Source organism: Stenotrophomonas sp. YJH_SMC_81, from assembly GCF_059370875.1.
On the sequence record NZ_JCAFUB010000001.1, the window covers coordinates 14,910 to 33,027 of the forward strand.

Here is an 18,118-nt window from a genome sequence, read left to right on the forward strand (position 1 = left end):
GGGCACAGTGCAGCCGACGCCGTTTCCTCGGCCTGCACCGGACCCGCAATGCACCACCCTCGCGCCCCTGCCCGCCACGATGCCATCGCCTTGCAGGCCGGCATGCTGGGCAGCGTGCTGGGGGTGGCGTTGTCCAAGGCCATTGCCTTGTCCGCGTTGGCAGCCGGTTCGATGATGGGGATCGGGCTGTGGGTGGTGGCCTGTGCACTGCTGGCTGCGTGGGCGCTCGCAGCCTATCTCGCCTGCCTGGCGCTGAGCCGTCGTGTGTTCGTGCTGATGGTGGCGCTGTGCATGGTGCTGATGATCTGCATCGCCTGACCCAGCAGGGGCCGGACTATCGCGCATTTGTTACAGAATAACAAGTGCAACGGGTCCGATTGTGCATGCCCGGCGTCACGGATTTGAATTCCATGGCCATCCTGGCATTACCCGAGGCCATCCCATGAACCTGCAGCCTTCATTCCACGCCACCCTCACTGCCATCGCTCTGGCGTCGCTCAGCGCCTGCGCCACCTACGACGACAGTGCCATGCATCCGGCCTGCCAGGAGCCACCCCATCTGAAGGATCTGCCACGCGAGGTCGCTGCCCGCGAGAGCCGTTGCAACAAGGGTGTGGAAGTGTGGTCGAGCGAGCGCGGCGGCAGTGACAAGCCGCTGGACCTGAGCGGAAAGAAAAAGGATCTCTGAAATGGAGCGCTGCCGGTTGCCGCGGCTGTCTTGATCATGTCCATGCACCTGGCTGACTGGCCCATCACAACCGGCGCGCGACGATGAGGTCTCCCCACCCTGTCGAGATTCAGATGCCGGACACTGCCCACCCTGTCATTCGCGCGTTCGAGGCCGTGTTCGATCTGTCAGGGGGCGTGCAGCGCATCACCGCGCTCACGGTCACTTGCCGGCATTGCACGTCGACCAGTTCGGCCAGTGAGGACAATCTGGTGCACTTGCCAGGTGGAGCATTGTTCCGCTGCGACGGGTGCGGCTGCCATCAACCGGTCAGCCATGCCCGGCTGTCGGACTGGCAACCGGCGTCGTTGCTGGGTATCTGAGGACCGCGACGTGGCAATGACTGTGGAACAGCGGAAAATACTCCAGGCCATCGCCGCTGCAGAACCGGTGCGCGGTGATGCCGCAACGTGGGCGGTGACCGCCGGATGGGCGGTACAGGCAGAGGACGGGGATATCGATCTCACCGAGGCTGGCCGGGATGCGCTCACCGCGCAGGCAGGTCGTGAGGGCTAGACCCGCCGCTCAGGCCAGCGTCGCCTCCCTTCGCGCTGCGTCGCGATAGCGGCAACCTGCGGAACAAAGGGCACATCGCTGCCACGTCGGCGGCGAAGTGGCGAGGTCTTTCATGTCGGCGGTGTGCAGAGCGTCATGACATGCGCTGGGCTATGCTGCGCCACCTTCCTGCGCCAATGGCGGCCATGCATCCTTTTCCCCTGCCAGTCTCTGCACCTGATCAGCTCGCTTACCGACTGCTGCAGGACAGTGACTGGGCCCGCTCGGCCACTGCCGCAAGCGCACCCGCCGAACTTCGCACGTTGCTGGCGATGATCCTGGATTCGCCAGAACCCCTGTGGCTTGCCTGGGGCAAGGAAGACAAGGCGTTCTTCTTCAATGATGCGTACCTGCCCATGCTGGGGGAAAAACTGCACGGCGCGATGGGCAATCGCCTGGAGGATGTCTGGGCGGACGTATGGCCAGACGTGGTGCAGGCCGTCAACGATGCCTTCGCCGGCACCAGCCGCAGTTTCAAGAACCTGCCACTGATGATGGATCGCGACGGCACGCTGCGTGAAACATTCTGGACGTTCTCCTATTCGCCGCTGCGCGTCGGCTGCGGCAGTGTGGCCGGCATCCTGTGCGTGGTCAGCGAACAGACCGAACGGGTGATCGAGCGCGACCTGCACAGCCGCCAGGTCGCGGCGATCACCGAGCAGGCGCGGGAGGCCCATCTGGAACTGGTGCGCGCCCGCGAGCAGCTGCGCCAGTCGCAGAAGCTGGAGGCGATCGGCCAGCTCACCGGCGGGGTGGCCCACGACTTCAACAACCTGCTGCAGGTCATCACCGGTTCGGTAGACATGCTCCTGCACACGTGGCCGGCAGACGACACCCGGCGCCGCTACATCCAGGCCATTGCAACAGCGTCGGACCGCGCCACCAAGCTGACCGCGCAACTGCTTGCATTCTCGCGTCGCCAGAGCCTGTCGCCGGAGGTCTTCGACCTCTGCGAAAGCGTGCACGCGCTCTCGGATATCATCACCACGGTACTTGGCGCGCGCATCCAGGTGTCGTTGACATTGCCCGATACACCGATGCCGGTACTGCTGGACCGGACCCAGCTGGACACTGCATTGATCAACATCGCGGTCAATGCCCGCGATGCGATCGAGGGACACGGCAGGGTGACCATCCAGGTGGAGCAGGTAACCGCCGTGCCTTCGGTGCGCTTCGCCGCGCCGATGAAGGGCGACTTTGCCGCAATCAGTGTGACCGACACCGGAGCGGGCATCGACCCTGCGGTGGTTGACCGCATTTTCGAGCCCTTCTTCACCACCAAGAGCGTGGGCGCTGGGACCGGACTCGGTCTCAGCCAGGTATTCGGCTTCGTCAAGCAGTCAGAAGGCGAGGTGGACGTGCAGAGCCAGGCCGGCGCCGGCACCCGCTTTACGCTGTACCTGCCGCTGGCGCAGGCAGGAGAAACGACGGAACGGCCGGCGGCGCAATCGGGGCTGCAGCATGGGCATGGCGTCTGCGTGCTGGTGGTGGAAGACAACGTCGACGTGGCCGAATTTGCGGTGGGCGCCCTGCGCGAACTCGACTACAGCGTGGTCCTTGCACGCAATGCGGACGAGGCCCTGGCCGAGCTGGAACGGGATGCCTCGCGCTTCCATGTGGTGTTCAGCGACGTGGTAATGCCGGGCATGAACGGCCTGGATCTGGCCCGTGCCATCCGCGCCCGCTTCCCGGAGCTTCCGGTGATCCTCACCAGCGGCTACAGCGAATTGCTGGCGCGGGATCCTGGCCATGGCTTCACCCTGCTGCGCAAGCCGTACTCATTGAAGCAGCTGGCCTCGGTGATGACCGAGACCGCGCGCCGCGCGCTGGCTGTGGTGGCATCGCCCTAGCCGGTCGCTCCCCGCGGCGGACCGAACCAGCGTTCCAGCGAGGGCGCCAGCCCCGACGCATCGCCGCCGGCATCGCAGGCCCAGGCCACGATACCGTCAGGGCGGACCAGCAACGCACCCAGTCCCATCGCATCGCGCGCCGTGGATATCACGCAGGTAACCGAGCGTTGCCAGCGCGCAAAGATCGGGCCGAGTGAAACGCCGGTATCGAGCCCCAGCAGCACGCCCTTCCCTGCGCGCAGCAGCTCCCCCATGCGATCGCCATTGGCCAGCTGGACGTCAGGCACGCTTTGGCCAACCCACGGATGCTCGCCGTTGAACACCGCTGGTTGTGCCACGCCCCACAGCCGCTCAGCGAGATAGGTGGCACCGTCGCGGGTCGCGGCCAGGTCGGCGAAGACCGCCGCCAGCGCGCGCTGCCCTGGGCCTGGTCGCATCAACGCCACCTGCGCACGCGACCAGTCGAGCACCCGGGCGCCGATCGGATGACGCTCAGCCTGATAGCTGTCCAGCAGCGTCTCGGCGGCGTCGCCTCGCGCCACGGCGGCCAGCTTCCACCCCAGGTTCATCGCATCGCCGATGCCGAGATTCAGGCCCTGACCTCCCAGCGGCGAATGCATGTGCGCCGCATCACCAGCCAACAGCACGCGGCCGCTGCGATAGGCCGTGGCCTGGCGCGCGGCATCGGTCCATGTGGTGGCCAGATGCAACGCGGTGATCGTTGCCTGGCGCCCGGACACCCGCCGCAGCAACGCCTGGGATGCGTGCAGGTCCAGTGGCCCGCGGTGGCCTGCGCCACCGTCGAAATCGGCCAGCGCCAGCACGCCCGGCGGGTTGAAATTGCACATGCCGTATTCGGTGAACTGACGCCCCGGGGTGAGCACCGACGGATCGGCCAGTTCAACCTGCAGCGTGTACCCGGTGAACTCGGGCGCCGTCCCTGCGAACTCGAAGCCGGAGTGCTTGCGTACCGTGCTGCGGGCGCCGTCGCAACCGACCAGCCATCGCCCCCGCATCAGCCCGCGAGCGGTCTGCACCTCCATCTGTGACTGGTGTGCGTGCACTGCCTGCACCGTACAGCCCCGCTCGATCTGCACACCCAGTGACACTGCGCGCTCGGCCAGCACCGCCTCCAGCGACTGCAGCTCCACCGCCATCTGGGTGGGTACCGGGGTCGGCAGGCGATCACGCCAGCGCCCGCCGTCCACGTCATCCAGGGCGAAAGGAATGCCGGCGAAGTGGCCTCCCAGCGGCCGCGGTTGCGCCAGCCAATGGGCGGTGCCGGGCGGCGGTGCGCCCTTGTCCGGCTTCAGCACCTGGCGGGCCGCGACCGCGTCCAGCAGGCCGCGCCGATCCAGCGCTTCCAGCGTGGGCGCGTTCAAGCCGCGCAGGCCAAAGGGCAGGCGCTTCAGGGCTGAATCGGGCGACTCAGCCTGCTCCAGCAGCAGGACCGAACAGCCGGCCTGGGCCAGCTCGCAGGACAGGAACAGGCCGACCGGGCCGGCCCCGGCAATGACAACGTCGTACAGCATCAGGATCCCCGCTCTGCGCCGGCCCGGCGCTCTGGTGCGCACAATGTTACACTCGGTGTACGTTTACACAAGCCAACCGCCATGACCCCGCCCCAAGGCCGTCGCGAGCAACGCAAGGCACAGACGCGACAGGCAATTTCCGATGTCGCCACCGCGCTGATCATCCAGCGTGGCTTCGAGGCGGTGTCGATGTCCGAGATCGCCGAGGCCGCCGGAGTCTCGCGCAAGACGGTCTTCAACTATTTCGCCAGCAAGGAGGACCTGGTATTCGACCGCGACGAGGAGGCGCGGGCGTTGCTGCGCGAGGGCATGGCGGCGCGCCGCGGCATGACGCCGCTGGCCGCCTTCCAGTCTCTGGTGAGGGAGCTGCTCGACAGCGGCCATCCCCTGTTGCGGATCAATGCCGGTGCAGCGGCCTTCTGGGCCACCGTGGCCGACAGTCCGGTGCTGGTGGCGCACGCGCGACGGCTGCAGGCACTGCTGGCCGACGACCTCACGCTGTTGATGGCAAGCGCGGTCGGGCGGCCAGCGGATGATGCCGAGGCACGCCTGGGTGCGGCGATGCTGCTGGCGTCGATGGTGGCGGCCTATCAGGGAGGACTGGCCAGCCAGCAGGAGGGTGAGGATCCGCGCCAGGCGATGCTGCAGCTGATCGTGCGCGGCGGGACCGGCGTGCTGGTGGCCCTGGCCGGCACTCCGTATACCGACCCGGGCCCGCGTCCATAGTGCATCCGGGGGATAGGCCTCGAAGCACTGCAAATGCTAATCTTTCTCATTTGCAGCCCGGCCTCGTCCCTCATGCCCCTTCCAACCCCGCTCAAGCACGCCCTCTGCCTGGCGCTGCCTCTCTCCCTGGCTGCACCTGCACTGGCTTCCGAGACCTCCACTGACGCCCCGAAGGACCTGGACAAAGTGGAAGTCCGCGGCCGCGCGCAGACCCTGTATCGCGCCAACGATGCAGCCGTCGGCACCCGCACCGATACTCCGCTGGAGCGGGTACCGCAGTCGATCCAGGTCGTGCCACGCGAGCTGATCGACGACCAGGCGGCGCGCCAGGTCACCGATCTGTACCGCAGCATCAGCGGCATCAGCTTCTTCAGCTATGCCGGCGTCACGCTGCGCGGTTTCCGCCAGGAGAACGTGCTCTACGACGGTCTGCGCGGCGATCCGTATGCAGGCTTCTCGGTGCCGCAGCTGTTCAACATCGAACGCGTGGAAGTGCTGAAGGGCCCGGCCGGTGCGCTGTACGGCGGTGGTGATGCGGGCGGCATCATCAACTACGTGACGCGCAAGCCCAAGGCGCGCGCCGAACGCCGCATCGAGCTGCAGGCAGGCGACAAGGACTTCCGCGCCGGATCGATCGAAGGCACCGGCCCGCTGAATGCCAGCGGCAGCATCCGCTATCGCGCCGGCCTGTATGCCGACAGCGAGCAGGGGGTGCGCTGGAACGCCGACAGCGAAAGCGTGATCGGCGATGCATCGCTGGCCTTCGACGTTGGCCAGACCGGCGAACTGGTGCTGCAGTTCACCGACATCACCCAGAACCTGGGCGGCAACCGGCTGCGCGGTGTGCCGGTGAACGATGCCGGCAGCTTCCTGACCGACCGGCGATGGAACCACAACGAGGCCAGTGATTTCCTCGACATGCGCGCCAGGGTTGCACTGGCGCAGTACCGCTTCGCACCGCTCGATACGCTGGACGTGGACATTGCTGCACGCTGGTTCAGCAACAACGAGCACCAGATGTACCACGAACCGATGGGCTTGATCGATCGTGACCGCGATGGCGTAGCCGAATGGATGACGCGCCAGCTGCGCAACCAGATCCGCGACAACGAGGCCTTCACCGCCAGCGGCAATGCCGTCTGGCGGATCAACACCGGCCGTATCGAACACAAGGTGCTGTTCGGCGCCGACGTGTATCAGCTCGACGCCGACTTCACGGCGCAGACCGCCAACAGTGCCGACCTGGCACGCGGCGCCGGCCCGGTGCGCGGCATCGACCTGTTCAACCCGGTCTATGGCGCGAGCACCTGGCATGACTACAACCTGGCCGCCCTGCCCTGGCGCAGCACCGCAACCCGCAGCAAGCGCTACGGCGGCTATCTGCAGGATGAGCTGGCGCTGGGCACGCGCTGGCACGTGCTGGCCGGACTGCGCTGGGATGGCTTCAAGGATGAGGACCGCATGGGTGGCGGCAGCGTGGATGGCAACGATCTCAGCTGGCGCCTGGGCAGTACCTTTACCGTCCGGGACGGCGTGAACCTGTATGCCAACATCGCCAGCGGCTTCGTGCCGCAGAGTGCCACCAACCAGAACCCGGCGGCCGGCGGACCGTTCGACGCGGAGCGCAGCAGGCAATGGGAAGTCGGCCTGAAGTCCCTGCTGGCCGACCGTGTGACCCTGAACATGGCGGCCTACCGCATCGACCGCAGCAACATCGTGCAGGCCACCGGTGAAGTACGGGACGGCGTGAACCAGCTGGCCGCGCTGGGCCTGGTATGCAGTACGGGCATGGAACTGGACCTGCTGGCCGACGTGACCGAGCGCTGGGTGGTGAACCTGACCTACGCCTACAACGACGCACGGGTGAAGGACGCCGGACCGAACGGCATCACCAATGCCTCCGGCGACCGCTTCGCGAATGCGCCACGCAACAAGCTCGGCCTGTGGACGCGCTACGACCTGCCTTCGATCAACTCGGCAATCGGCTTCGGCGCCGACCATGTGGGCGAGCGTGTCAGCCTGGATGGGCAGACGGTCAAGGCATACACGGTATTCGACATGAGCTGGAAGACCACGTGGAAGCAGTGGCAGTTCCAGGCCAACGTCAAGAACCTGTTCGACAAGGTGTACGCGGCCAGCGGCTTCATCGAGCGCAACGGGCATTTCCCGGGCGAGCCGCGGCGGGTGTATGTGCAGGCGGCTTACAGCTTCTGACGAGCCGCTCCTGTGGCGCCGTGCCCACGCCCGGCTCGGCGCTCGCCTGGTCACCCCATGCGTATCGCGTGACTTTCGCGCGCCTGCACATCGATATCCTGCTGGCGCTGCATGGCCGCCTGCTGGCGCTCAAGGCTGGCAGCTTCGATCTGCTGCAGTGATTGTTCAACCGGCATCTGCACCGCAACATCGGTAGGCATGACGGCTCGCAGATGCGCGGGATCGCTCATCTCGCCCTGCACCACGAACACGTTGCGGCCGGCCGGATGCTCGGCGGTCTGCGCGCTCAGCAGGACATGGTCCGCCCGTTCAAGCTGGTTGCGACGGGCCAATGCCATCACGCTCGCCACCAAGCGCTCGCTGTTCTCATCGTGGGTACGTCCCGCGCTGGCATCGATCGCGGCCACGCCTTCGCGCACCTGCTGCATCAGTGCGTAGTCGCGGTGGCCCGGACCAATGTCGGCCAGGCGGGTCGGTGCCTGCGAGGGATCCGGCACGTCGTCCACGGCTGCGGTCAGCGGGCTGCGGGTGATGGTCCGGTACGGGTCGTCCGGGTGGAACTGGGTGCGTTTTTCCTGGCGCTCCAGACGGACCTCGCGCGTGTCGTTGAGTTCGGCGATGCGCGCGGGGTCGGTGATCTCCCGCATCGAGATGTGGCCGCCGCCCGCGCTGACACTGGCCCACTTCCTGTCCGCTTCGAAGTACATCGCGTAGTAGCTGTTGCCACCGATGACGTTCGGATCGACTGCTGAGCGGCCCTCCAGCGCCTGGGTGGCTTCCAGCACGCTCAACCGGGTGAGGTACTGGCCGCCCTTCACCCATCCCATCTGGCTGACGGCATCGACACTGGTGTTGCCTACGCGCGGGCCTCCGGCGTAGTCATTGTTGAGCATGTTGGTCCAGATCTGTTCCAGCTTCTCGGGGCCGCTCTTCTGCTCAGCCGCTTGCAGCAACACGCGCGGCGTCCAGCAGTTAGGATCAAGTTCATGCCGTTCAAATGCCCGGTCGTGAGCCAGCATTACATCCTTGCCGGGGAGATTCAGTGCCAGGTCTGGACGGCGCTCGTTCATCCACTGCTGCCGCAACTCAAGATCTCTTTCGAGCAGGGTCTGCCCAAAGGACTCCCATTGCCGCTCCGTCAACTGTGCATTTGAAAACCGGGATCCCTCGTCCTGCTGGGTCTTTGCGTAGCTTTGTGCATACGCGTTCGCGACGCGTCCCGGCAGGCTGTCATTGCGTACAACACCCAGTGCCAGTGTCCCGTATCCATCGGCTCCCGGCAGTTGCGACAGGTAGTTCCAGTAAAGCTCGCGGTTGCCGTCTCTGGCATAGCTGCCAAGGACGCTCAGATCGCGTTCTGTCAATCCACTCATACCCTGCCCCTTCTCTTCCTTGAATCACCGATCACTTGGACCGGGTGCGCGCGATGACGTCCCTGACGGCCTCTTCCATGCGCTTCCAGTCTTTCAGAAACGCTCTCTTGTAGTCCAGGCTGACGGACAGCTTGTTGTCGATGTCCACGAAGTAATGAACGCAGCCCGCGGCCACTTCCCCTGGCTCACTGATCACCTCGCGCCCCTCCAGCCGCACGCCGTCGCCTCGGAATTCCTCGCCGTCACATTTGATGAATGAGCTGATCCGGCCGTCGCTCTGACGTGCGATGTACCAGTCTCTTTCGTAGGCGGGATTGCGCACAGGCGGCTTCCCGTACCGCGCCTCATACTTCTTCGCGTACACCACCATCTTCGCTTCATCGATTGCATGGGGCGTCAGGCCCAAGGTTTCCGGCTGCGCAACGCGTTGATCGAGACGGTCCCTGGGATCCTCCCTTTCCACAGAGCCCTCCTCCGTGATGGCTTCATTTGACGACAGCCTTGAAAGCAGTGTTTCAACGGGAACGCGATCAACATAGTTGATCCGGATGGGAATCTCCTTCCGGAAATCATTCGTACGCGGATTGGCCCGCGCACCCGGCGCCGTCGGCTTCATGTCCGGCCACTCGATGACCAGCGTCACGCCCTCGCCTGGCCATGGTGCGATCTGGCTGTCCAGGTAGTTGGCCGGAATGCGGAAGGTATTCGGCCCGAGCTTCACGTCCACGGGCGCATCGGTATAGGTGTGGCCGTTGATCGTGCGGCCGGTCTGCGTTGCGCCGGACATGGCGGGATTCCTTTCGTGTTCGGTGGACGGTGACCGTGCACATGCGCTGGCGCTCACCGCGACGGCAAGTGCAAGCGTCAGGCAACGGCCGGGGGACATCACGTGCATGGGCATTCCATTGCGGGGTTCCAGCGCCACTATAGGGAACCGGGCGTCAACGGAACAGGAACCGCGTCGCAGCCCTTCACGGCACCAGGCAGCGTTCCACCTGCAGCGACAACGCCTGGCAGGCGTTGAACAGACCTTCGACCACGGCTGCGGAGGGGCAGCAGGCGGGATCGTCGCTCTCCCGCGCCACATGCGCGGCGTGCAGCACCGCAGTCAAAGCCGTGATGCCCGAAACGCTGCGGGTGGCCAGGGCCATGTCGAAGGCGCGGCCGGGGCTCAGGCACATTTCACTCCAGGCCTCGCCATCGGCGCGCAGGTTCCTGCCGTGGCCTTTCAGGTGTGCAAAGAATGCCGATGGGGTGACGAACTCGGCGGATTCGCGGAGCGCGTCCTCCAGCGTTTCGGCCAAGGCAGCGGGAAGATCAAGTACAGCGGCACCCAGCAGCGCGTGCAGGCGGGGATGGTCGGGAAGACGTTCGGGCATGACGGCAACCTCACGTTGTGGCCACCTGCAGATGCAAGGTGGCGGACGGTGCGGGTTGGCGTGCCGGATACGTAGTACGAAAGCCGACGGGCCCTAAGACCCCCACGCACCATCCGCCATGAACTGACAGAAGGTGCATTGTCGTGATCGCAACATACGTTGCAACTACGACGCCTTGTACTACGTAAGTTCGGGACGCCAATCCCGGCCACGGCGAATGCCTTGGCGCGGACATGGTTACCGCCCTGAACCGGCGGTGGAAAGCAGGGAAATCCTGATCGATCACGTCGCTACGTTGGTTGCGTCAGTGGATGTCGAGTTGTCCATTGACTGGCGTTCTTCGCCAGCAGGCGACTACCATCGACGCGTACTTTCCGGACGCCCTATCCAGCCGTATACGACATGCGCGCTCGCGGTGCCAAAGACCCGCCGATGGCTGTAGGCATTCGCGAAACCCACATGCGGCAGGCGCAACGCCCCTCAGCCTTCAGCTATCGCCTTGGGTGCTCTGATAGCCGCGGTAGGTCTCGCCCCACTCGCGCATGGCCAGCAGCACCGGCACCAGCGTGCGACCGAACTCGGACAGCTCGTATTCCACCTTTGGCGGCACTTCCGGATACACGTGGCGGATCACCACGCCATCGGCTTCCAGTTCACGGAGCTGGCTGGTGAGCATGGACTGGGTGGCGTTGGGCACCCGCCGGGTCAATTCCATGAAACGTCGCTTGCGGGTCATCAGGTGAAACAGAATGATCGGCTTCCACACGCCACCGATCACGGACAGCGTGACTTCCACCGCACACCCGCTCTTGCCATCCCAACGCCTGCTACGCATGCATACTCCGGAAAACCATAGTACCTACGGAAAATCATCGTTCTTGTTGCAATAGTGGCACGAGCCTAGCATGGCCCCATTCCATGAATGTGAGGCCATCCATGACGTTCAAAGCCCTGCTGACACGCAAGACGAACAACCAGCTCTCGACCGAGTTGGTCGATTTCGATGAGGCGAATCTGATGGACGGCGACGTCCTGGTGCAGGTCGAGTACTCCACGCTCAACTACAAGGATGCGCTTGCGCTCACCGGCAAGAGTCCGATCATCCGGACATTCCCGCTCATTCCCGGCATCGATCTGGCAGGCGTGGTACTGGAATCCAGCAGGACCGACTTCAAGCCAGGCGACCGCGTCGTACTCAATGGCTGGGACCTGAGCATGGGCCACCACGGCGGCCTGGCCCAGCGCGCCCGCGTACGCGGTGAATGGCTCAACCGGATTCCCGGCAACCTGAGCACCCGCGATGCCATGGCCATCGGCACCGCTGGCTATACCGCGATGCTGTGCGTGCTCGCCCTGGAACATGCCGGCGTGACGCCCGACAAGGGCGATGTGCTGGTAACCGGCGCCAACGGTGGCGTCGGCTCGATCGCGGTGGCAATCCTCTCGAAGCTGGGTTACCGCGTGGTAGCCGCCACCGGACGTCCGGAGCATGCTGAGTATCTGCACAACCTGGGTGCGGCTGAGATCATCGATCGTGCGCAGCTTTCGGAGCCGCGCGAGCGGCCGGTGAGTGCCGAGCGCTGGGCAGGCGTGGTCGATGTGGCCGGCGGCCCCACCCTGGTCAACGCCATCGCCGAGACCAAGTACCGCGGCGCCGTGGCCGCGTGCGGCCTGGCCCAGAGCGACGCTCTGCACGGCTCGGTATTGCCCTTCATCCTGCGCAACGTGACCCTGGCCGGCGTGGATTCGGTGAATGCCCCACAAGAGGTTCGCCAGCGCGCCTGGGATCGGCTTGCAACTGACCTGGACCCGCAGAAGCTGGAAAGTACCGTGCAGCAGATCGGCCTCGCCGAGGTGCTGCATGTCTATGAGCAGATCATCCCCGGCAAGGTGCGCGGCCGCATCGTCGTGGATGTGAACGCCTGACGCCTGTCGTACCGGCGAGGGTGCAATGCCATCGCTGGCTCACGCGCGCGACTGACCGGAAAAACGCAACGTGCCACGCCAAGCCGCCTTATCATGGGGCGGCAAGGGCGCTTTACGCCCGGTGACGTACGCAAGGCAGTATCTGGATGTCTATGGAATGGCGCCCCTCGGGCTGGGGCCAGCGTGTGACCCGCTCGCCGGACTGGCAGTTGCGGCTGGATGGCGAACAGGTCGCGCTTTTGATCGACGGCAGGCAGTACCGCCAGCATGTAGCGAACGAACACAGCGTGCGGGTCGTTCGCGGCGTACTCTGGTCCAGGGTCGAACTGACGACCGAGCGCGGCGAAGCACTGTCTGTGGATGGGCTGCCGAACAGCCAGGGCTCCCGGCTTGCCGCTGCCGTGCAGCACATGCTTTTCGCGCGCTCCAGGCGGGGGCGCAAGGCACAGTTTGAGCACGTTCTGGCGCAGATCCAGGCGTGGCTGGCCGAGGCAGATGCGCTTACCGACCGAGGCACCACCGGCCGCCGCTGGATCACGTACGAACAGCAGCAGGCGTTGCTGGCCGACCGCCCGTCCCTGCCCCTGCCGCCCGCCGAGCTGGAGCAGCTGTTCCTCGACGAGGAGGTGCATGACGACCTGCACTCGGACCGCCACCGCATGGCACTGGACGCACTGCATGACTGGCAGCTGGATTGGCCCGCCCTGTGGGCGGACGCCAATGAGGCAATGGCGACCCGCGAACTGGGTCTGGCCAAGCCCTTCCTGGACCGGGTCGAGAGCAGGCCGCTGACCGAGGAGCAGGCCCGCGCCGTCATCTGCTTCGACAACCGCGTGCAGGTCGTGGCCGCGGCCGGCTCTGGCAAGACCTCCACGATGGTTGCCAAGGCCGCCTATGCCATCGATCGCGGCTTCATGGAGCCCGAACGGATCGTGATGCTCGCCTTCAACAAGGACGCCGCCAAGGAGCTGGAAGAGCGCGCGCAGCGATGCTTCGACCGGCTCGGCATGGGCGATACCGTGGTGGAAGCCCGGACCTTCCACGCCCTGGGCCTGTCCATCATCGCCAAAGCCACAGGGCGCAAGCCGGATATCCCGGAATGGGCGGTCGACGCGACGCTGGGCTTCAACAAGCTGGCCGAACTGGTGGACGACCTGAAGGACCGCTCGACCCACTTCCGCACCCAGTGGGACATGTTCCGCCTGGTGTTCGGGCGCGATCTTCCGCCGTTCGGCGCCGACATGATGGCCGATGGTTACGACCGCGATGGCACGCCCTACATGCGTACCCTGCAGGGCGAGCGGGTGAAGAGCCTGGAAGAGTGCGTCATCGCCGACTGGCTGTTCTACAACGGCGTGGCGTACGACTACGAGTGGCGCTACGAGTTCGATACCGCGACGGATACCCACCGCCAGTATCGTCCGGACTTCTACTATCCGGACGCCCGGCTGTATCACGAGCACTTTGCGCTGGATGCCGATGGCCAGCCGCCGAAGCACTTTGCCAACTACAGCGAAGGGATGCGCTGGAAGCGGCAGCAGCATGCGGCACGCGGCACCGCACTGGTCGAAACGACGTCGTTCGGCCTGCGCAGTGGACAGGCCCTGCAGCATCTTGCCGAGCGGCTGGGTGCGTCTGGTGTCGAACTCGACCCGCACCCGGACCGCGAGCTGCCTGACCCGGGCGCCAAGCCGATGCCGGACGCAGACCTGATCGGCCTGATGCGCACCTTCATTGCGCATGCCAAGAGCAACTGCCTGACGCTGGATGACATGGCGGCACGCCTGCGGCAGATGCCCGAGGATCAGTTCAAGGAACGCTACCGGCGCTTCCTGGAGATCGCCGGGCCGGTTTTCCAGGCCTGGGACAACGCGCTGGCTGACGAGCGCAGCATCGACTTCGAGGACATGCTCAACATGGCCGCCGGGCTGCTGGAACAGGGCCACTATGAATCACCCTACGATCTGGTGATGGCCGACGAATTCCAGGATGCCTCGCGCGCCCGTGCGCGCCTTTGCCGTGCGCTGGTCAGCCAACCGGGCCGCTATCTGTTTGCGGTGGGCGATGACTGGCAGTCGATCAACCGCTTCGCTGGCGCCGACGTTTCGGTGATGACCGGATTCCGTGAATGGATGGGGCATGGCCAGGTGCTGAAACTGGAGCAGACATTCCGATGCCCACAGGCACTGTGTGATGTTTCCAGCCGCTTCATCAGCCGCAACCCCGCGCAGATCGCCAAGAAGGTCCGCTCTGCTGCGCCGGCAATGGGCCCGGTGCTGCAGGCGTTCCAGATGAACCGGCGTGAGGAGGTGCAGGATGGCGTTCGCCAATACCTGTCGAAACTGCACCAGCAACTATTGTCAGGCGCGGTGGCGCAGGGCTGCAACGGGCGCGTGACGGTCTTTGTTCTGGGGCGCTACCGCGCGGACCGCGGCGCGGTGCCTTCGGATTGGAAGACGGCCTTTGGCAGCACGATGGACGTCGAGTTCCTGACCGCACATCGATCGAAGGGGCGCGAGGCGGACTACGTGATCCTGCCGGGCATGATCAACCGCAGCTTCCCGAGCCTGCGCGCCGATGACCCGGTGCTTTCGCTGGCGATGCCGGATGGTGATACCTATCCGCTGAGCGAAGAACGACGCCTGTTCTATGTCGCGCTGACGCGTGCACGACGATCGGTTGCGATGTTCACCGTGCAGGGCAGGCACTCGCCGTTCCTGGATGAGCTGGTGGAGGACGGGGCAGTGGAAGTGACCGCGATTTCAGGCGCGGCCATCCACGAAGAGCGCTGCCCGGTGTGCAAGGTGGGCGTGTTCGTGGACCGCAATGGGCCGCACGGGGCGTTCCGGTCGTGCTCGAGTTACCCGTTGTGCCATAACAAGCCGAAGGGTGGGCGTCGGGGATGAACACGTGACCTCACCAGCGAGCCAGCAGTTCAAGTATCCAGGGGTCGTAGTCTGTCAGAAACACAAATGCCTCTCCCTGGGCATTCGCGCATGGCGATGAGAGTGACCGCACCCAGCCGGCTGTCTCCCAGTATCACCATGAAACTAGGGCCAAGAATATAGGCACGACCCAGCGAAGATTACGATCAGCGCGGGAAAGTTAAAATGCCAACCAATTTCACAAAATGCGAGCAACCTCGCACAAGCGAGCCCTGCATCGGTGTAGGCAGTGTCTCCAAGTCTCTCGGCATTTGAGTCCAGGAGGTCACTGGCCAGCTGCGAAAACAGCTCGACTGATGCGCCAAATCGAACAAGGGAAAAGTATGGACACTGTAAAGAAATCATCGAAGCCGATTGGAAAGGCCTTGATCGCCCTCGCCATTCTCGTTGCGGTCGCGCCAGGACTAGCGGCCGCCAATCCGATTGCCAGTGAAAGCTCGGCGATTCATGAACGCCAGCTTGAATCTTCCGATGGAAAGAAGTGGATCGTTCGAACCATCCCGACGTCCGATTTCCAAGGCGGTACGGTGATGGTTGAGCAACGTCTGTTCAGAGATGGAAAGGGCGGGCTTGTCTATCGGTTTGACGACCAAAGTCAAGCAACCAAGATCTATCACCAGGCCCTGTGTGAAGCAAAAGACTCTGTCCCCTCAAGAGGGGCAACCACAATCTCCGGAGAGGCAGTGTGGAGTTGGTCCTGCACAAACAGCAAAGCTGATGTCCCCTCTTCGAGCAATGCTCCAATCTCCGCCAGGAGCTCGGACTATCTGTACGCTGTCGCCCCGAAGGGTACTATCCTGTAGCAAAAATTTTACATCCACTGGCGCTGTTGCTTTTAAGAGTGTAGTCGCGGGAGACATGAAGGCAACGCTCTCCATCGATGATGGAAGATGTACAACGTCGGTGACCGAGCCATATAGCTCACCATTCGAAGGCACACACACAGCGCAAGTGGCGTGTCTGATAAGTGATGCCCGAACTGTGAACACGTCGATGGAAGGATGCATACCGCAGCGGTGTGCTACTGGTAGAGGTTCCCTCAGCGCTGTGCAGTCTCCCTGAATCCACATTCAGATCAGTATTCGTTGGTACGTACAGGCGCAGCAGCTGAGCAACCCAACGCAGAGTAGACACTTGCTGTTCCCCATTACCGTAGACCCTGACGACAATCCCGACGCTCTGGCGAGGGGCGACGGCCATGTCAGGTGCTGAGATCACCTGTTTTGGGGCACTGCCCGGATGCTTGCCGACGCCCGGGCGGTGCCCTGTTTCGTCAGACGGTCAATTCGTAGAGCAGAAGGTTCGGCGCAGCCTCCGTCGCTGCAGGGAGAAGATTGCGCTGCGCCTGTTGTTGGCCGAGGCGACAACTTCCTCTGGATAGAATCCGGGGTGCAAGGCTGGGTTCGGCAGCAGATCGCGCAGAATCGACCTTTGCAGGTGGAAGGGTAAGCGGGCGGGCAGCTAAGGCTGTAGAAGCGAAAAAGCCCCTATTTCCAGGAGCTTTTTGCAAAGACTGGCGGAGAGAGTGTCATCCAAACCAGAATACAAATTTTATCCAGTCCGTCCACACAACTCACTTACAATCTTATAAATCAGACACTTGTAGGCCATGAAATACAAATAGAGTCTAGACCGTTCCCGCCCAGCCAGGCTACCATGTAGGGAACAAAGATGGGAACGAAATCAGGCAATGCTCACAGCGGTGGCAGTCAAAAACGCAGGCCCGGGCAGGCACAGTGACGGCGGCAACCTGTATCTGTACGTCAAGAAGGACAGTGGTCGTAAGACTTGGGTTTTCCGCTACCGAGACCGGCTCACGGGTAAGTTGAAGGACTTGGGACTAGGCTCGGTCAGAGATGTAAGCCTTGCGCGAGCGAGGCATCGCGCCCAGCAGCTCCGAGCTGAACTCGCGACAGGCATAGACCCATTGCGCGCAAAAAGAGACGCACTGAAAGCGGCGCGGCGCGGCCTGGCAAGACAAATAACCTTCGGAGAGTGTGCACTGCACTGCATTGCGACACATGAGCACGAATGGCGGAACGCAAAGCACAAAGCGCAATGGACCTCGACCCTCAAAACACACTGCGCCTCGATTGAGGACATACCCGTTTCAGAAATCAATGTGGACCATGTATACGAGGTGCTGAAGCAAATCTGGCTCGATAAGACCGAGACCGCGACCAGAGTCAGGGCACGAATGGAACGAGTCCTTGATTGGGCGAAGGCCAACAACTATCGCGAGGGCGACAACCCTGCTGCGTGGCGCGGCAATCTTCGCAGCCTCCTTCCCTCCCCCGCGAAGGTAAAAAAGGTCGCACACAGACCTGCATTAGACTACACAGAAGTGCCAGCCCTGATGCGCGAGCTGGCGTCCAAGACTGACCTGTCCGCAGCCTGCCTGCGTCTCCAGATTCTTACAGCGACTCGTCCCGGCGAAGCTTCGGCCGCTCGATGGGAGGAGTTCAACTTGACCAATGGAATCTGGAAAATTCCAGGGTCACGCACGAAGACCGGAACGGAACACGCTATCCCCCTATCCGCCCAAGCCATTGCATTGCTGACCAGCCTTCCAACATCGGGGGACGCTTTCCTGTTTCCTGGGAAGCCAGGTAAGTCCATCACAACTGCGGCCCCCTTGAAACTCCTGAAGTCGCTAAGAGCGGGACAGACATGCCACGGCTTCCGAAGCTCCTTCAGAGATTGGGCCGCCGAGGCCACCCATCACAGTAGAGAAGCGGCAGAGCTATCGCTTGGACACGTCATCAAATCCAAGACCGAGGCAGCCTACTTCCGTTCTGATATGTTCAAAAAGCGAGTTCCCCTCATGCAGGACTGGGCGGACTACTGCCACGCCAAGCCGTAGCGGCTAGGCCAGGACCAGCGCAGCCCTG

Annotated in this window: 15 protein-coding genes; 10 read left to right on the plus strand and 5 right to left on the minus strand. The window is 63.8% G+C overall.

The window, feature by feature from the left end; translation table 11 throughout:
• Positions 1–48 precede the first annotated feature (48 nt).
• The 4 genes from AC5P8U_RS00080 (at position 49) to AC5P8U_RS00095 (ending at position 3,132) form a co-directional block, all read left to right on the plus strand.
• Complete coding sequence (locus AC5P8U_RS00080; protein WP_072168098.1) at positions 49–318, plus strand: hypothetical protein; 270 nt, start codon at positions 49–51, stop codon at positions 316–318.
• 124 nt (positions 319–442) lie between these two features.
• Entirely contained in the window at positions 443–688 is a 246-nt protein-coding gene (locus AC5P8U_RS00085; protein WP_180883948.1) for a hypothetical protein, read from the plus strand.
• Between the two features lie 113 nt (positions 689–801).
• A complete protein-coding gene (locus AC5P8U_RS00090; protein ID WP_005417258.1) occupies positions 802–1,050 on the plus strand; it encodes a hypothetical protein in 249 nt (82 codons plus the stop codon).
• Between the two features lie 378 nt (positions 1,051–1,428).
• A complete protein-coding gene (locus AC5P8U_RS00095; protein ID WP_088497928.1) occupies positions 1,429–3,132 on the plus strand; it encodes an ATP-binding protein in 1,704 nt (567 codons plus the stop codon).
• On the opposite strand, the gene AC5P8U_RS00100 is transcribed toward AC5P8U_RS00095, so the two are convergent.
• Positions 3,129–4,664, minus strand: coding sequence for an FAD-dependent monooxygenase (locus AC5P8U_RS00100; RefSeq protein ID WP_439426275.1), 1,536 nt, complete (start codon positions 4,662–4,664; stop codon positions 3,129–3,131). The two genes, AC5P8U_RS00095 and AC5P8U_RS00100, sit on opposite strands and share 4 nt — an antisense overlap.
• An 81-nt stretch (positions 4,665–4,745) precedes the next feature.
• Here AC5P8U_RS00100 and AC5P8U_RS00105 point away from each other — a divergent pair, with 81 nt between their 5' ends.
• Together AC5P8U_RS00105 and AC5P8U_RS00110 are read left to right on the plus strand one after the other, a co-directional pair.
• Entirely contained in the window at positions 4,746–5,390 is a 645-nt protein-coding gene (locus tag AC5P8U_RS00105) for a TetR/AcrR family transcriptional regulator (RefSeq protein ID WP_188240845.1), read from the plus strand.
• A gap of 72 nt (positions 5,391–5,462) precedes the next feature.
• Positions 5,463–7,604, plus strand: a complete 2,142-nt coding sequence (locus AC5P8U_RS00110) for a TonB-dependent siderophore receptor (RefSeq protein ID WP_353080307.1) — start codon at positions 5,463–5,465, stop codon at positions 7,602–7,604.
• Positions 7,605–7,654: 50 nt separating this feature from the next.
• On the opposite strand, the gene AC5P8U_RS00115 is transcribed toward AC5P8U_RS00110, so the two are convergent.
• The 4 genes from AC5P8U_RS00115 to AC5P8U_RS00130 all read right to left on the minus strand — a co-directional run bounded on the left by AC5P8U_RS00115 (position 7,655) and on the right by AC5P8U_RS00130 (position 11,191).
• Positions 7,655–8,977: a Smlt3024 family type IV secretion system effector gene (locus AC5P8U_RS00115; RefSeq protein ID WP_088497910.1), complete on the minus strand. Its 1,323-nt coding sequence runs from the start codon at positions 8,975–8,977 to the stop codon at positions 7,655–7,657.
• Positions 8,978–9,008: 31 nt separating this feature from the next.
• On the minus strand, positions 9,009–9,872 hold the full coding sequence (locus AC5P8U_RS00120) for a Smlt3025 familytype IV secretion system inhibitor (RefSeq protein WP_072168103.1): 864 nt from the start codon (positions 9,870–9,872) through the stop codon (positions 9,009–9,011).
• 76 nt (positions 9,873–9,948) lie between these two features.
• Positions 9,949–10,356 carry a hypothetical protein gene (locus tag AC5P8U_RS00125; RefSeq protein ID WP_072168104.1) on the minus strand — a complete coding sequence of 136 codons (408 nt, stop codon included), beginning with the start codon at positions 10,354–10,356 and terminating at the stop codon, positions 9,949–9,951.
• Positions 10,357–10,843: 487 nt separating this feature from the next.
• Entirely contained in the window at positions 10,844–11,191 is a 348-nt protein-coding gene (locus tag AC5P8U_RS00130) for a winged helix-turn-helix transcriptional regulator (RefSeq protein WP_072168105.1), read from the minus strand.
• A gap of 101 nt (positions 11,192–11,292) precedes the next feature.
• On the opposite strand from AC5P8U_RS00130, the gene acuI reads away from it, so the two are divergent.
• The 4 genes from acuI to AC5P8U_RS00150 all read left to right on the plus strand — a co-directional run bounded on the left by acuI (position 11,293) and on the right by AC5P8U_RS00150 (position 18,090).
• A complete protein-coding gene (gene acuI, locus AC5P8U_RS00135) occupies positions 11,293–12,282 on the plus strand; it encodes an acrylyl-CoA reductase (NADPH) (protein WP_072168106.1) in 990 nt (329 codons plus the stop codon).
• Between the two features lie 152 nt (positions 12,283–12,434).
• Positions 12,435–15,188, plus strand: a complete 2,754-nt coding sequence (locus AC5P8U_RS00140; protein ID WP_447897099.1) for a UvrD-helicase domain-containing protein — start codon at positions 12,435–12,437, stop codon at positions 15,186–15,188.
• A gap of 335 nt (positions 15,189–15,523) precedes the next feature.
• On the plus strand, positions 15,524–16,030 hold the full coding sequence (locus tag AC5P8U_RS00145; protein WP_438914495.1) for a hypothetical protein: 507 nt from the start codon (positions 15,524–15,526) through the stop codon (positions 16,028–16,030).
• Positions 16,031–16,917: 887 nt separating this feature from the next.
• The gene (locus AC5P8U_RS00150; RefSeq protein WP_111118386.1) at positions 16,918–18,090 is read left to right on the plus strand and encodes a tyrosine-type recombinase/integrase; all 1,173 of its coding nucleotides are present in this window, start codon (positions 16,918–16,920) and stop codon (positions 18,088–18,090) included.
• Positions 18,091–18,118: the final 28 nt, after the last annotated feature.

Coding starts and splice junctions, on each gene's coding strand:
- AC5P8U_RS00080 (WP_072168098.1), top strand. CDS start 49: ATGCACCACCCTCGCGCCCCTGCCCGCCACGATGCCATCGCCTTGCAG.
- AC5P8U_RS00085 (WP_180883948.1), top strand. CDS start 443: ATGAACCTGCAGCCTTCATTCCACGCCACCCTCACTGCCATCGCTCTG.
- AC5P8U_RS00090 (WP_005417258.1), top strand. CDS start 802: ATGCCGGACACTGCCCACCCTGTCATTCGCGCGTTCGAGGCCGTGTTC.
- AC5P8U_RS00095 (WP_088497928.1), top strand. CDS start 1,429: ATGCATCCTTTTCCCCTGCCAGTCTCTGCACCTGATCAGCTCGCTTAC.
- AC5P8U_RS00100 (WP_439426275.1), bottom strand. CDS start 4,664: ATGCTGTACGACGTTGTCATTGCCGGGGCCGGCCCGGTCGGCCTGTTC.
- AC5P8U_RS00105 (WP_188240845.1), top strand. CDS start 4,746: ATGACCCCGCCCCAAGGCCGTCGCGAGCAACGCAAGGCACAGACGCGA.
- AC5P8U_RS00110 (WP_353080307.1), top strand. CDS start 5,463: ATGCCCCTTCCAACCCCGCTCAAGCACGCCCTCTGCCTGGCGCTGCCT.
- AC5P8U_RS00115 (WP_088497910.1), bottom strand. CDS start 8,977: ATGAGTGGATTGACAGAACGCGATCTGAGCGTCCTTGGCAGCTATGCC.
- AC5P8U_RS00120 (WP_072168103.1), bottom strand. CDS start 9,872: ATGCACGTGATGTCCCCCGGCCGTTGCCTGACGCTTGCACTTGCCGTC.
- AC5P8U_RS00125 (WP_072168104.1), bottom strand. CDS start 10,356: ATGCCCGAACGTCTTCCCGACCATCCCCGCCTGCACGCGCTGCTGGGT.
- AC5P8U_RS00130 (WP_072168105.1), bottom strand. CDS start 11,191: ATGCGTAGCAGGCGTTGGGATGGCAAGAGCGGGTGTGCGGTGGAAGTC.
- acuI (WP_072168106.1), top strand. CDS start 11,293: ATGACGTTCAAAGCCCTGCTGACACGCAAGACGAACAACCAGCTCTCG.
- AC5P8U_RS00140 (WP_447897099.1), top strand. CDS start 12,435: ATGGAATGGCGCCCCTCGGGCTGGGGCCAGCGTGTGACCCGCTCGCCG.
- AC5P8U_RS00145 (WP_438914495.1), top strand. CDS start 15,524: ATGCGCCAAATCGAACAAGGGAAAAGTATGGACACTGTAAAGAAATCA.
- AC5P8U_RS00150 (WP_111118386.1), top strand. CDS start 16,918: ATGCTCACAGCGGTGGCAGTCAAAAACGCAGGCCCGGGCAGGCACAGT.